We start from the raw sequence: 12,939 nt of genomic DNA on the forward strand, positions 1-12,939 counted from the left end.
CAGTGAGTCAAGATGCCGCGCCAGGATCGCACCGCGTTTCAGCCGCGCCGTCAGCGAACATTCAGCTGGTCCGGCTCAACATTTCGGCTCCCCAACGCCACCGGACGGTGACTGTCCGAAGAAGTCGAGGCTGGTCAGAAGCCAGCTGTCGGCGCCGTCACGTTCGGCCCGCGCCGCGAACTGGGAGGCACCGGTCGTGGCCGGCCCGTCACCGCGTGTCGAGGTCTGGTCGATGAACACGACCGCCTCGGCCCGCTCGCCGGTCAGCTCCACCAGCGCCACCTCGCGGACCGTCGTGCGCAACACGATCCGCTGCGTCACCGCCTGCTCCCGGACCTGGGCGAACAACTGGTCGTACTGGCAGCGGGCGTCGCCGGTCAGGTAGCGGTCGGCGGCCCGCTGCGCGGCGTCGAGGTCGGTGTGGTCGTAGCTGAACGCCGCCTCGACCGCGGTCCGCAACCAGTCGGTGACCTCGGCGGTCGCCGCCGTGTCGACCAGCGCCCGGTTGGGCGCCTGGGCGGCCTGCTCGGCGGCGCGCTCGGTGCGCCGGACCTGGTCGGTGACCCGGTCGGCGTCCCGCGCGGCCGAGCCGGCGGCGACGAACATCCACACCGACGCGCCGGCGAGCAGCACGGCCACCGCCACCAGCGCGAACACCGGGGCCCGGCCGGGGCGTGGGGGCGGCGGCTGCTGCGGGATCACCGGGGCTCCTCGTACGGGAGGCTGGACAGTGCGGACAGCTTCCACTCGTCGCCGGCCCTGGTCAGGGTGGCGACCATGCGCTGGTGGGCGGTGGTCGGACCGGCGCCGGCGGACTCCTTGACGACCTCGACGGCGGCCAGCACGGTCGCCGTGCCCGCCCGCTCGTCCAGGTCCCGGACCGCCAGGCGCACCACCCGGCCCTCGGTGACCGCCTCCATCTCGACGAGCTGGGCGCGCTGGTCCCCGGCGAGCGTGCTGACCTGCTCGTGCAGCTCACCGGTGGTCACCTCGGCCCACGCCGCCAGGTCCCGGTCGACCGTGCGGTGGTCCAGGGTGTTGAGCACGGCGATCGCCCGCTGCGCGGCGACCGACACGTCGTCACGCACCGTGGCCACCGGTTGGACCTCGACGGCCGGTACCGTCGACAGCTCCCGCTCGGCGTCGGCCAGGTCGTCGTTGGCCACCACCAGCCGGACCAGCGCCCAGACCGCGACCCCGGCCGCCACCACCACCGCCACCACGGCGGCGACCAGCGGGGCCGCCTTCCGGCGGACCGGCTGGGGCGACGGCTGGGGCGATGACTGGGGCGACGGCGGGTACGGGGGCGCGTTCAGCACTGTGGAACCGGTTCTCCGGTCACCAGCTCCTGGTCGAACATGTTGAACTCGATGATCTTCCAGGAGTCACCGTCGCGGCGGGCGCGGACGCCGAACACGGCCTCGCCGGGCACCGTCTTGTTGGTGTCGACACGGGTGGAGACCAGGTCGATGAACACCAGTGCCTCGGCGCGGTCACCGTCCAGCCTGACCAGACCGATGTCACGCACCGTGGTCGCCAGGATGAGCTTCTGCTCCGGGGCCAGCTGCATCAGCTGCTTGAACAGCATGTCGTACTCGCAGCGCGCGGACTCGGTCAGCGACGCGTCGACGGCCTTCTTGGTCGACTCCAGGTCGGTGTAGTTGTAGCTCAGCGTCGTCTCGACGGCCGTGGTCAGCTGGCCAAGGACCTCGCTGGTGGTCGACGAGTCGGTCAGCGCGGTGTTCGTGTCTCGGCTCTCCAGCGCACTGGCCTCGCCCCGGAACCAGAACGCGCCCGCCCCGAGGAGCACCGCGACGACGGCCAGGACGGCGGCCACCGGGTACGGGTGGCGCACGCCGCGCCGGCGGGCCGCGCGGTGCGGGTTCGGGCGCGGCTGGGGGGCGGAGTCGGCGGCGGCCCGGGAGTCGGACTCGGCGGAGCTGAGGTCGGCCGGGCGGGTGACGCCGGCGGCCCGGCGCTTGCCGGCCGGCCGCTGGGCCCGGTGCCGCGCCGACCGGGCCACCAGGGCTGTCGGTTCGGCTTCCGCTGCCTCCTCGGCCTCGGCGGTCTCGGACTCGGCGGCCTTGGCTGACTCGGGCTCGGGCGGCGCAGCCTCGTCGGCCTTGGCTTCCTCGGCCTTGGCTTTTTCAGCCTTGGCTTTTTCGGGCTCGGGTGCTTCGGGCTCGGGTGCTTCGGGCTCGGGGTCGGTGGTGCCGAGGTCGACGCCGGGCCGGTCGTCGTCCTTCGCCGGTGGCTCGGGCTCGGCGGCCGGTGACTGCGCGGCCTTCGCTTCCTGGGCGGTGTCCTCCGCGGTGGTGTCCGCGGTGGTGTCCTCCGGAGCGGGCGTGTCGGGGCCCGGGCGGTGACGCAGGCCGGCCACGCGGGGGCGGCGCACCGGGGGCTGCTGGCCCGGGTTCGGGGTGGGGCGGCGGCGTGACGGAGGCACGGCTGCGCACGTCCTTTCGGTGAGGTCGCCGGTCAGCGGGAGGGCGGCGCGGCGGGCTCGGCTGGCTGCTCGGCCGGCGGCTGCTGCGCGGACTGCACGGGGGTCAGCACATCGAGCTTCCAGCCGTTCTCGGTGCGCAGCAGGGTGCCCTCGACGCGCTTGAAGTCGGTCTTGGGCTCGCCGCCGCCCAGCGACAGCGTCGTCTCGACGGCGGCGATCACGATCGCCTTGCCGCCCCGGTCGTCCAGCTCCCGCACGGCCAGCGAGCGGACCTTGGACCTGGTCACCCACTTGGCGTCGGTGAGGCTCTTCTTGTCCTCGTCGGTCAGCCGGGTGATCTCGGCGTTCAGCGTGCCGGTGGTGACCGCCGACCATCTCGCCAGGCCGTCCTCCAGCTCGCGGTAGTCCAGGGTGTTCATCGTCTCGACGGCGATCCGCGCCTGGCGGTCGACCTCGACGCGCATCGCCGAGTACTCCAGCCCGTCGTCGTTGGCGGCACGGAACCAGGCCACGCCGAACCAGCCGGCCACCCCGACCGCCGCGACCAGCAGCGCGACCGCCGCCGCCAGCACGATCGACGGCAGCTTCGTGCGGGAGTCCGACCCTGGGGCGGGTTCCGGCTCGGCGGTCTCCTCGACCTCGGGGACCTCGACGGAATCCGGGCTGTCGTCCGAGCCTTCGACGTCGTGGTTGACGTCACTGTCAGCCGGGGAAGTCATAACTCTCCAGGGTAGAGCCGGGTCACCCGGGCAGTCCCAACAGGGCGGCCAGGGACGGCGGCACGGTGATGCCGGGGGCGGTCAGGGTGCCGGGCACCCTGGTCGGGTTCACCCCGGGGGCACCCTCGACCGGAGCCTGCCGGGGCGGCGAGGCCACGGCCGGCTGGCCGCCGTAGGGGACGTTGGCCGAGCCGCGCACGTTGATCGGGCTGCCGGGCGGCTCGGCGCAGTAGGTGTTCGCGGGCACCGGGGTGCCGGTGCTGGAACCGTCGGTGCCGTCGTGGCGGTCGGTGCGCTCGTAGCCCCTGGTGCACGGCGGCGGGTTGAACAGGTTGAGCGCCAGGCCAAGGTGTGCCTGCCCGGGGTCGGCGGCCAGCAGGCCCTGGCCGGCGGCGCTGAGCAGCGGGTAGGCGACCAGGGTGTACTCGACGCCGTCCTGGCGCAGGGCCACGATGTCGGTGGCGGTCAGCAGGTTCGCGAACAGCGCCGACAGGCCGGGGCCGGACTCGCGGAGCAGATCACTGACGGCCGTGGCCGCCCGCGGCGCGGTGGTGATCAGCCGGCGCAGGTCGGGGTCGGAGGCACGCAGCTGCTCGGACAGCGCCGCCAGGTCGCCGGCGAAGTCCCTGATGTTGGTCGACTGGACGTTCTGGGTGTCCAGGACCGTGCCGCCGTCGTGGATCAGCGAGATGGTCTCTGGCAGGTGGGCCTTGGCGGTGCGGGTGAAGTCGCCGGTGGCGTCGAGCAGGACGCGCAGGTCGTCGCCGGTGCCGGCGAACGCGCGGTCCAGTTCGTCGACCACGGTCCGCAGCGACTCGGTGGGCACCGAGCTGGCGAGGCTGTCCAGGTCGCGGATCAGCACGTCGGTGCCGACCGGGGTGCTGGTGCGGTCGGCGGGGATCACCGAGCTGGCGTCGAGGTAGGGGCCGCTGTCGTGGCGGGGCCGCAGGTCGACGTACTGCTCGCCGACGGCCGACCGGTTGGCCACCACGGCGTCCAGGTCGGCCGGCACCGGCGGCATGTCGGGGTCGATGTCCAGGTCGACCCGCAGGCCCTGTTCGGTGAGCCGGATCTCGCCGACGCGGCCGATGTTGTAGCCGCGGTAGGTGACCTCGGCGTTGGTGAAGATGCCGCCGGACTCCTCCAGGTCAAGGCGCACGGTGTAGCCGTCGGCGCCGAAGGCCTTGCCGAGGTCGGTGAACCGGAACAGCGCGTAGACCACGGCGACCACCGAGATCACGAAGAACGCGGCGATCTGCAGCCGCACGCGTGTGGTCAGCATCAGCGCCCCCCGCCCAGGATTCCGCCGATCAGCCCGCCCAGTCCCCCGGAACCGCCGGGAGCGCCGGAACCGGAGCCGCCGCCGAGGATCGGGACGGGCAGCAGCGGGGTTCCCTCGCCGTCCTTGCCGCCGGTCAGGTCGCCGACGATCGGGATGTCCTGAAGTGGACTGCGGCGGCTGCGGGACAGGTTGTCGATGATCGTCTGCAGGTTCAGGTCGACCCGCAGGTAGAGGTTGAAGTAGTCGCCGTGCACGCCGTTGGCCGCCTCGTCGGAGAACGGGATGGTGAACAGCAGCTCCAGCGCCTTGGGCAGGTCCGAGCCGGCCTCGCCGAGCTTGCGCAGCGCGGGCGTGAGCGCGGTGAGGTCGGCGACCAGGTCCTCGTGGCTGGCGTCGACGGTCCGCACCGCCACGTCCGAGAGCGAGTCCAGCGACTGGAGCATGGTGACCAGCTGGGTGCGCTGGTCGGTCAGCACCTGAAGGCCGGGCCCGAGGGTCTCGATGGCGCCGGCGAGCCGGTCCTTGTCCTTGTTCAGGGTGTCGGCCAGCCGGTTGAGCCCGTCGATGGCGTGCGTGACGTCGTCCCGGCTTTCGTCCAACGTGGACACCAGGTCGTCGACGCCGTTCAGCGTGGCGCGGATGTCGGCCTCGTTGCCGGCCAACGCCGCGTTGAGCTCCTGGGCGATGTTCTGCAACTGCTCGATGCCACCGCCGTTGAGCAGCATCGACAGCGCGCCCAGGACCTCCTCGATGTCGGTGTTGCGGTTGGTGCGCTCCACCGGGATCAGCGCGCCGTCGGCCAGCCGGCCGGCCGCGCGGTCGGGCGGCGGCGGGGACAGCTCGACGTACTTCTCCCCCAGCAGGCTCGACTGGCGCAGCATCGCCAGCGCGTTGGCCGGCAGCGTCACGTCGCCGTTGACCCGCATGGTCACCTCGGCGGTCCAGCCGTCCGGGGCGAGCTGGATGTCCTCGACCCGCCCGACGGCCACCTCGTTGACCTTCACCCCCGACTGCGGCACCAGGTCCAGCACGTCGGCGAAGCGCGCCTTCACCGTGTACGGGTGGTCGCCGAGGTCGGCGCCACCGGGCAGCGGCACGTCGTAGATGCCGGTGAACTCCGAGCAGCCCGACAGCGTGAGCGCGGCGACCGCGACCAGGGCGAGGCGGCGCATCACCGGGCACCGCCCAGCCCGTAGACCCTGGCCAGCGGCAGGGGCAGCGGCGGAAGCTCGCCGGACTGCAACGCGGTCAGCACCTCGGACACCGGCGGGATCGGCACGGCGCCGTCGACGACCGAGGCCAGCCCCTCGCAGGTTTCGCCCAGCGCCGGCGGGATGTCGGCCGGGGACCCGGTGCGCAGCAGCCGGCAGATCATCACGATCGGCGGGTCGGTCAGCTCGTTGAGGTTGGAGCGGGCGTCGAGCGTGCCGGCGGAACCGTTGTAGCTGTTGATGATGTTGGACAGGGCGACCGGGGCGATGTCGAGCACCTCGGCCAGCGCCGCCCGCTCGTCGACCAGGACCCTGGTCACCGAGGCCAGCTTGTCCACGTTGGACCGGATGCGACCCCGGTTCTCGTCGATGAACTGCTGCACCGAGCCCAGCGCCACCCCCAGCTGCCGCACCGCCTCGGCCAGGTCGCCGCGCTCGTCGGCCAGGAACGCGCTCACCTGCGCGGCCTGCTCGCCGAAGCGGTTGACCTGCTCGTCGGACTCGGCCAGCGCCGAGGTGAACCGGGCCAGGTTGTCGACCGTGGCGAACAGGTCCTGGTCGCTGCCGGAGAGCGTGTCGGCCATCTTGGACAGCTGCACGATCGTCTGGTTCATCGCCTCGCCGTTGCCGTCGAGGTTGGCGGCGGCGGTGTCCAGCAGGTCGGCCAGCGCGCCGTTGGCGTTGGCGCCGTTGGGTCCCAACGTGCGGCTGACCCGGTTGAGGCTCGCGTACAGCTCGTCGACCTCCAGCGGGGTGGCCGTGCGCTCCAGCGGCAGCACGGTCCCCTCGGCCATCACCGACCCGCCGGTGTAGGCCGGGGTGAACTGCACGTACCGGTCGCTGACCAGCGACGGCGAGACGATCACCGCGTCCGCGCCGGCCGGGATCGGCACGTCCCGGTCGACCAGCATCTCCACCCGCACCAGGTCACCGCGCGGCTCGACGACGTCGACCTCGCCGACCTTCACGCCCAGCACCCGCACGTCGTTGTCCTCGTAGAGGCCGATCACGCCGTCGAACAGGGCCACGTAGCGGCGCTGGTTGGCGTCGAGGAGCACCCACCACAGGGCGCCGGCGACCACCAGGGCCAGCACGACCGCGACGGCCACGCCGCGGACCAGGTCGCGGCCCCGGCGGGTGGCGGCGGTCATGCGAGACACCCCTTCGGGTTGAGGCCGCCCGTGGTGGGCGGCACCAGGCCGCAGATGTAGTTGTCGAACCAGCGCCCGGAGCCGACGGCGTTGTTGAACAGCCGCACGAACGGCGCCAGGTTGCGCAGGCCGGCGGCCAGCTCCTCCTGGTTGCGGGCCAGCATGTCGGTCAGCCGGTCGAGGCTGGCCAGCACCGGCGCCAGCTGCTCGTTGTTGTCGTCGACCAGGCCTTTGAGCTCGGTGGCCAGCGCCTGGGTGCCCGACAGCAGGGTGCTGATCGCCTCGCGGCGCTTGGTCACCTCGGCCAGCAGCAGGTTGCCGTCCTCCAGCAGCTTCACGACCTCGGCGTCGCGTTCGGCCAGGGTCTTGCTGATCTTCCTGGTGTTGGTCAGCAGCTGGGCGAGCTGCCCGTCGCGGGAGGAGATCGTCTTCGACAGCGACTGGAGTCCGGTGAGCGCGGCGCGCACGTCGCGCGGGGTGTCGGCGAAGGTCTGCGAGATCACCTCGAAGCTCTGTGCGAGCTGCACGGTGTCGATCTCGTTGGTGGTCTCGGCCAGGCCCTGGAAGGCCTCCAGCACGTCGTAGGGCGCGGCGGTGCGTTCGCGCGGGATGCGGTCGGCCGGGTCGAGGACCTCGCGGCCGGCCGGGTCCAGCGCCAGGTACTTCTGCCCGAGCACGGTCTTGATCTTGATGGCGGCCGAGGTGCGGTCGCCGACCCAGGCGTCCTTGACCTTGAACGTCACCACCACCCGGTCGCCCTCCAGGTCCAGGTCGGAGACCTCACCGACCTTCACCCCGGCGATGCGCACCTCGTCGTCCGGGCCCAGGCCGGCGGTCTCGGAGAACTCCGCGCTGTAGCTGGTGCCGCCGCCGATGATCGGCAGGTCGTCGGCGAACATCGCCACGGTGAACGCCAGCCCCAGCACGACGATGCCGGAGATCCCGATCGGGATCGGGTTGCGGGAGCCGAAGGACCTCATCGCGTGCACCTCCCGGCGGACGCGGCCGAGAGCGGCACGTTGACCGGCTGCTGGATGACGCCCGGGATGCCCACCGAGCCCTCCATCGAGCACAGGTAGAAGTTGAACCAGGAGCCGTAGCTGACGGTGCGGGTGAGCTTCGCGGTCTTCTCCGGCAGGAACTGGATGAAGTGCTCCACCAACTGCTCGCTGTCGTTGAGGTTGTCGGTGAGCGCGCCGAGCGCGGCGATGTCCTGCTTGAGCGGCTCGCGGGCGTCGTCGAGCAGGCTGGAGGTGGTCTGGGCCAGGCCGCCGAGCGCCTCGATCGCGTCGCCGATCGGCTCGCGGTCGGCCGCCAGCCCCGAGACCAGCTGCTGGACCTGCACCACCAGCGTCGACAGCTCGTCGCCGCGCGCGTTGATGGTGTCCAGGGCGCTGTTGAGGTTGGTGATGACCTCGCCGATCACCTGGTCCTTGTCGGCGATCGCGGAGGTCAGCGTCGCGGTGTGCGCCAGCAGCGACTCGACCGTGCCGCCCTCGCCCTGCAGGACCTGGATGATCTCGTAGGACAGCTGGTTGACGTCCCCCGGCGACAGCGCCTGGAACAGCGGCTTGAACCCGTTGAACAGCTCGGTGAGGTCCAGCGCCGGGCGGGTCCGTTCGATCGGGATGGTGTCGCCCGGCTCCAGCGTGTCGTAGGGGCGGTCGCCAGTTCCCTGGGTCAGGGACACGTACCGCTGGCCGACCAGGTTGCGGAACTTGATCTGGGCGACCACCGACGCCGGCAGCGTGCGGTGCGCCTCGACGGTGAAACTCACCTCGGCCTGGCGGCGGTCCACGATCCGCACGTCCTCGACCTGGCCGACCCGCACGCCGGCGATCCGCACGTCGTCGCCGGGCAGCACCATCGTCGCGTCGGTGAACCTGGCCGTGTAGCTGGAGGTGCTGCTCAGGTCCAGGTTGGCGATGCTGATCGCCAGCACGGCCGTGGCGCTCACCGTCACCACGGTGAACACGATCAGCTTGATCAGCGGCGCGACGAGGCCCCTCATTCGAACCTCACCTCCGCGCCCCGGTACAGCGGGCCCACCAGCAGGCTCGCCCACGCCGGCACCTGCTCGGGCTCCACCCCCAGGCTCGGCGCCAGCAGCTGGGCCAGGAACTCCCGCTCGGCGCGCGAGTTCGCCAGGCCACCGGCGGCCGGCGCGCTGCTCGGACTCGTGTTGGCCGGCGGCAGGATCCCGTCCTGGACCGTCCGGTTCGCCGGGCCCTGCGACGTGCCGTCCCGCAGCGAGCCGTCCGGCGGCTGGTCGGGGAACGGGTTGCCCATCTGCGACGGGTCGTAGCAGCGCGGGCCCCGGTGCTCGTCGAACTCGACCTCGTCCTTGCCCGGCTCGTACGGACCCTTGTTGACCACGATCTCCAACGTCGCGTGCAGGCCCGGTTTGTCCGTGCCGCCGCCGAACACCGGCTTGGCCGCGTCCACCAGGTCACCCATCTGGGACAGGAAACACGGGTAGGCCGGCGAGTACTTCGCCAACAGCTCCAGGGTGGGCCGCGAACTGTCGGCCAGCCGGATCAGGTTGTCGGAGTTGGCCTCCAGGAACGACTCCAGGTCGCGGCTGGCGGTGGTCACGTCACCGAACAGGGTCCGCAGGTTCGCGCGCTGCTCGGCGACGGTCCGCGAGGTGACCGACAGGTCCTCCAGCGCGTCCACGAAGTCCGGGATCGCCTCGGTGTAGGTGTCGCTGACCTCGACCAGCGCCCGCAGGTCATGGGTCAGCTGCGGCACGTGCGGGTTGATCTCCTCGACCAGTTCGCCCAGCTCGACGAGGGTCTCGCCGAGTTCCTCGCCCCGGCCGTCGAGCGCGGTGGAGATCGCCGTCAGGGTCGTGGACAGCTTCTGCGGCTGCACCGCCTGCAACACCGGCAGCAGGTTGTCCAGCGCCTGGGACAGCTCCACGGCCGGCTCCGAGCGGTCCTGCTCGATCCGGTCGCCCTCGCCCAGCGACACCGGGTCGGCGTCGTCGGGGATCTGCAGGGCGACGTACCGGTCGCCGAAGAGGGTCTTGGGGATGAACCGGGCGGAGACGTTGCGCGGGATGACGTCGACCTTGTCCGGGTCCAGCGCCAGCTCCAGCTCCGAGCCGCGCTCGGTCGGCGTGATCCGGCGGATCTCCCCCACGATCAGCCCGCGGATCTTCACGTCGCCGCGCACCTGGAGCTGGTTGCCCAGCTTGTCGGTGACCAGCTCCACCCGCACCACCGGCGTGAACGCCTTGTTGTACATGGCGATCGACAGGCTCACCAGCGCCGCGATCACCACGATGAACCCGACGCCCAGCAGCCGGCGGCGGACGGTGGCCATACGCGCGGACCTCACCCGATCACCCACCGATCCGGACGGTGACGGTCGTGCCCCAGACCGCGAAGCCGATGAAGAAGTTGAGCAGCGCCGCCGTGACGATCGTGGTCCGCACCGAACGGCCGACGGCCACGCCGACACCGGCCGGGCCGCCGGTGGCGCGGTAGCCGTAGTAGCAGTGCACCAGGATGATCACCACGGCGAAGATCAGCACCTTGCCGAAGGACCAGAACACGTCCTCCGGCGGTAGGAACAGGTTGAAGTAGTGGTCGTAGGTGCCGGCCGACTGCCCGTAGAAGTAGACGGTGATCGTCCGCGACGCGAGGTAGGAGCTGAGCAGGCCGATGATGTAGAGCGGGATGACCGCGATGAACCCGGCGATGATCCGGGTGGTCACCAGGAACGGCAGGCTCGGCACACCCATCACCTCCAGGGCGTCGATCTCCTCGGAGATGCGCATCGCGCCCAGCTGCGCGGTGAACCCGGCGCCCACGGTCGCCGACAGCGCCAGCCCAGCGACCAGCGGCGCCACCTCGCGGGTGTTGATGTAGGCCGAGGCGAACCCGGAGAACGCGGCCGTGCCGATCTGGTCCAGCGCCGCGTAGCCCTGCAGGCCGACGACCGTGCCGGTGAACACGGTCATGCCGATCATCACGCCGATGGTGCCGCCGATGACCGCCAGCGCCCCCGAGCCGAAGCTGACCTCGGCCAGGATCCGCATCGTCTCCCGCAGGTAGCGGCGCAGCGTCCGGGGGATCCAGGCGAGCGCGCGCAGGAAGAACGACAGCTGGTCACCGAGGGTGTCCAGCCAGGTCAGCGGGGCGTTGGCCACCCGCTTCGCGGTGTCCCCGATGGAGGCCATGATCAGCTCCCCTTCTGCGGGACGATCGAGAGGTAGACGGCGGTGAGCACGAAGTTCACGAAGAACAGCAACAGGAACGTGATCACCACGGACTGGTTGACCGCGTCCCCGACACCCTTGGGACCGCCCCGGGGGTTGAGGCCCCGGTAGGCGGCGACGACCCCGGCGATGAACCCGAAGATCAGCGCCTTGATCTCGCTGATCCACAGGTCCGGCAGCTGCGCCAGCGCCGAGAAGCTCGCCAGGTACGCGCCCGGCGTGCCGTCCTGGAGCACCACGTTGAAGACGTAGCTGCCCAGCACGCCGACGACCGACACCAGGCCGTTGAGCAGCACCGCGATCACCATCGCGGCCAGCACCCTGGGCACCACCAGCCGCTGGATCGGGTTGACGCCCAGCACCTTCATGGCGTCGATCTCCTCGCGGATGGTCCGCGCGCCCAGGTCGGCGCAGATCGCCGACCCGCCGGCCCCGGCGACCATCAGCGCGGTCACCAGCGGCGCGGCCTGCTGGATGATCGCCAGCACGGCGGCCGCGCCGGTGAACGACTGCGCGCCCAACTGCACGATCAGGTTCCCCAGCTGCAACGCGACGACCGCGCCGAACGGGATCGCGACCAACGCCGTGGGCAGGATCGTGACGCTGGCGATGAACCAGCACTGCTGGATGAACTCCCGGACCTGGAACGGCCGCCGGAAGGTCTGCACGATGACGTCCAGGGCCAACGCGAACAGCCGGCCGGTCTCGCGCAACGCCCCCGACCCGGGGAAGGGTCGTACCGTCCCCGTGGTCATGCCCCGGATCCCGGCGGCCCGGTCTGCCAGCTCGACCCGGGCAGCTTCGCGATCTCCTCGGCGAGGCTGCCGTGCCTGGCCGGTCTCGGATACGGGCTGGGCCGCCCGCCGGTGTCGACGCCGTAGTCGGCGCGCTCGGCCGGGGTGAGCGAGTCGACGATGGCCCGCTGGGCGCCGGCGGGCAGCGTGTGCAGGATCCGCATGACGCGGTCCTTGCGGCGGCGCACCGCCTGGCGCTGCGGCAGGCCGGGCGTGGGTTCGGCCTGCGGGCCGATGCCGCGCACCTCCTCGGTGCCGCCGTCGTGGTGGCCGGCGTCGACGTGCGCCTGCTCGGCGGCCATCGTCGCCTCGTCCTTCTCCTCGCTCATCCCGATCGGCCCGATGCGACTGCCGTTGAGGAACTGCTTGACCGCCGGCTCCTCGCTGGTCAGCAGCACCTCGCGGGGACCGAACATGACCAGCTCGCGGCGGAACAGCATGCCGATGTTGTCCGGGATGGTGCGCGCGACGTGGATGTTGTGCGTGACGATCAGGACCGTCGCGTCGATCTGCGCGTTGAGGTCGATCAGTAGCTGGGAGATGTAGGAGGTGCGGACGGGGTCCAGACCGGAGTCCGGCTCGTCGCACAGGATGATCTCCGGGTCGAGCATCAGCGCGCGGGCCAGGCCGGCGCGTTTGCGCATGCCGCCGGAGATCTCGCCGGGCAGCTTGCCCTCCGCGCCGGACAGCCCGGTCATGTCGAGCTTCTCCAGCACCAGCCGGCGGATCTCGGACTCGGACTTGCGGGTGTGCTCCCGCAGCGGGAAGGCGACGTTGTCGTAGAGGCTCATCGAGCCGAACAGGGCGCCGTCCTGGAACAGCACGCCGAACATCTTGCGGATCTCGTAGAGCTTGCGCTCCGAGCAGGTGACGATGTCGACGCCGTTGATCTCGCAGCGGCCCCGGTCGGGTTTGAGCAGGCCGATCATCGACTTGAGGAAGACCGACTTGCCGGTGCCCGACGGTCCGAGCAGCACGCTGACCTCACCCGGCGGCAGCGTCAGCGTGACGTCCCGCCAGATCGTCTGCCGGCCGAAGGACTTCGTCAGGCCCTCGACGACGACCTCGGCGCCCATCGAACCTCCCGCGTTCTCACCCGGTTTTCATCCAG

The 12,939-nt window shown here is 71.4% G+C and carries 13 protein-coding genes; all 13 read right to left on the minus strand.

All coding sequences use genetic code 11. The features are described from left to right. Window positions 1-75 precede the first annotated feature (75 nt). The 13 genes from BLA60_RS13290 to BLA60_RS13350 are packed head-to-tail and all read right to left on the minus strand — an operon-like array spanning window position 76 to window position 12,904. A complete protein-coding gene (locus BLA60_RS13290; RefSeq protein WP_084734892.1) occupies window positions 76-702 on the minus strand; it encodes a hypothetical protein in 627 nt (208 codons plus the stop codon). Next, window positions 699-1,319, minus strand: a complete 621-nt coding sequence (locus tag BLA60_RS43160) for a hypothetical protein (protein ID WP_154814321.1) — start codon at window positions 1,317-1,319, stop codon at window positions 699-701. The genes BLA60_RS13290 and BLA60_RS43160 overlap by 4 nt, the downstream gene beginning before the upstream one ends. Next, window positions 1,313-2,446 carry a hypothetical protein gene (locus tag BLA60_RS13300; protein ID WP_154814322.1) on the minus strand — a complete coding sequence of 378 codons (1,134 nt, stop codon included), beginning with the start codon at window positions 2,444-2,446 and terminating at the stop codon, window positions 1,313-1,315. The genes BLA60_RS43160 and BLA60_RS13300 overlap by 7 nt, the downstream gene beginning before the upstream one ends. Window positions 2,447-2,478: 32 nt before the next feature. After that, window positions 2,479-3,165, minus strand: a complete 687-nt coding sequence (locus tag BLA60_RS13305) for a hypothetical protein (protein WP_075133155.1) — start codon at window positions 3,163-3,165, stop codon at window positions 2,479-2,481. 22 nt (window positions 3,166-3,187) lie between these two features. Further along, window positions 3,188-4,447, minus strand: coding sequence for an MCE family protein (locus BLA60_RS13310; RefSeq protein ID WP_075133156.1), 1,260 nt, complete (start codon window positions 4,445-4,447; stop codon window positions 3,188-3,190). Next, complete coding sequence (locus BLA60_RS13315; protein WP_075133157.1) at window positions 4,447-5,619, minus strand: MCE family protein; 1,173 nt, start codon at window positions 5,617-5,619, stop codon at window positions 4,447-4,449. The genes BLA60_RS13310 and BLA60_RS13315 overlap by 1 nt, the downstream gene beginning before the upstream one ends. Continuing rightward, window positions 5,619-6,809: an MCE family protein gene (locus BLA60_RS13320; RefSeq protein WP_075133158.1), complete on the minus strand. Its 1,191-nt coding sequence runs from the start codon at window positions 6,807-6,809 to the stop codon at window positions 5,619-5,621. The genes BLA60_RS13315 and BLA60_RS13320 overlap by 1 nt, the downstream gene beginning before the upstream one ends. Beyond that, complete coding sequence (locus BLA60_RS13325) at window positions 6,806-7,789, minus strand: MCE family protein (RefSeq protein ID WP_075133159.1); 984 nt, start codon at window positions 7,787-7,789, stop codon at window positions 6,806-6,808. The genes BLA60_RS13320 and BLA60_RS13325 overlap by 4 nt, the downstream gene beginning before the upstream one ends. Continuing rightward, window positions 7,786-8,820 (minus strand): MCE family protein, encoded by a 1,035-nt coding sequence (locus BLA60_RS13330; RefSeq protein ID WP_075133160.1) that lies wholly within the window; start codon window positions 8,818-8,820, stop codon window positions 7,786-7,788. The genes BLA60_RS13325 and BLA60_RS13330 overlap by 4 nt, the downstream gene beginning before the upstream one ends. Continuing rightward, window positions 8,817-10,136, minus strand: coding sequence for an MCE family protein (locus BLA60_RS13335; RefSeq protein ID WP_075133161.1), 1,320 nt, complete (start codon window positions 10,134-10,136; stop codon window positions 8,817-8,819). Before BLA60_RS13335 ends, BLA60_RS13330 begins: the two co-directional genes overlap by 4 nt. 19 nt (window positions 10,137-10,155) lie before the next feature. Next, window positions 10,156-10,995 carry an MlaE family ABC transporter permease gene (locus tag BLA60_RS13340; protein WP_075133162.1) on the minus strand — a complete coding sequence of 280 codons (840 nt, stop codon included), beginning with the start codon at window positions 10,993-10,995 and terminating at the stop codon, window positions 10,156-10,158. Window positions 10,996-10,997: 2 nt separating this feature from the next. Further along, a complete protein-coding gene (locus BLA60_RS13345; RefSeq protein ID WP_075133163.1) occupies window positions 10,998-11,789 on the minus strand; it encodes an MlaE family ABC transporter permease in 792 nt (263 codons plus the stop codon). Then, window positions 11,786-12,904, minus strand: coding sequence for an ABC transporter ATP-binding protein (locus BLA60_RS13350; RefSeq protein ID WP_075133164.1), 1,119 nt, complete (start codon window positions 12,902-12,904; stop codon window positions 11,786-11,788). Before BLA60_RS13350 ends, BLA60_RS13345 begins: the two co-directional genes overlap by 4 nt. Window positions 12,905-12,939: the final 35 nt, after the last annotated feature.

Origin of the sequence: Actinophytocola xinjiangensis, from assembly GCF_001921215.1 — a bacterium.
Lineage (GTDB): Bacteria > Actinomycetota > Actinomycetes > Mycobacteriales > Pseudonocardiaceae > Actinophytocola > Actinophytocola xinjiangensis.

Coding starts and splice junctions, on each gene's coding strand:
- BLA60_RS13340 (WP_075133162.1), bottom strand. CDS start 10,995: ATGGCCTCCATCGGGGACACCGCGAAGCGGGTGGCCAACGCCCCGCTG.
- BLA60_RS13315 (WP_075133157.1), bottom strand. CDS start 5,619: ATGCGCCGCCTCGCCCTGGTCGCGGTCGCCGCGCTCACGCTGTCGGGC.
- BLA60_RS13325 (WP_075133159.1), bottom strand. CDS start 7,789: ATGAGGTCCTTCGGCTCCCGCAACCCGATCCCGATCGGGATCTCCGGC.
- BLA60_RS13335 (WP_075133161.1), bottom strand. CDS start 10,136: ATGGCCACCGTCCGCCGCCGGCTGCTGGGCGTCGGGTTCATCGTGGTG.
- BLA60_RS13310 (WP_075133156.1), bottom strand. CDS start 4,447: ATGCTGACCACACGCGTGCGGCTGCAGATCGCCGCGTTCTTCGTGATC.
- BLA60_RS13345 (WP_075133163.1), bottom strand. CDS start 11,789: ATGACCACGGGGACGGTACGACCCTTCCCCGGGTCGGGGGCGTTGCGC.
- BLA60_RS13305 (WP_075133155.1), bottom strand. CDS start 3,165: ATGACTTCCCCGGCTGACAGTGACGTCAACCACGACGTCGAAGGCTCG.
- BLA60_RS13320 (WP_075133158.1), bottom strand. CDS start 6,809: ATGACCGCCGCCACCCGCCGGGGCCGCGACCTGGTCCGCGGCGTGGCC.
- BLA60_RS13330 (WP_075133160.1), bottom strand. CDS start 8,820: ATGAGGGGCCTCGTCGCGCCGCTGATCAAGCTGATCGTGTTCACCGTG.
- BLA60_RS13350 (WP_075133164.1), bottom strand. CDS start 12,904: ATGGGCGCCGAGGTCGTCGTCGAGGGCCTGACGAAGTCCTTCGGCCGG.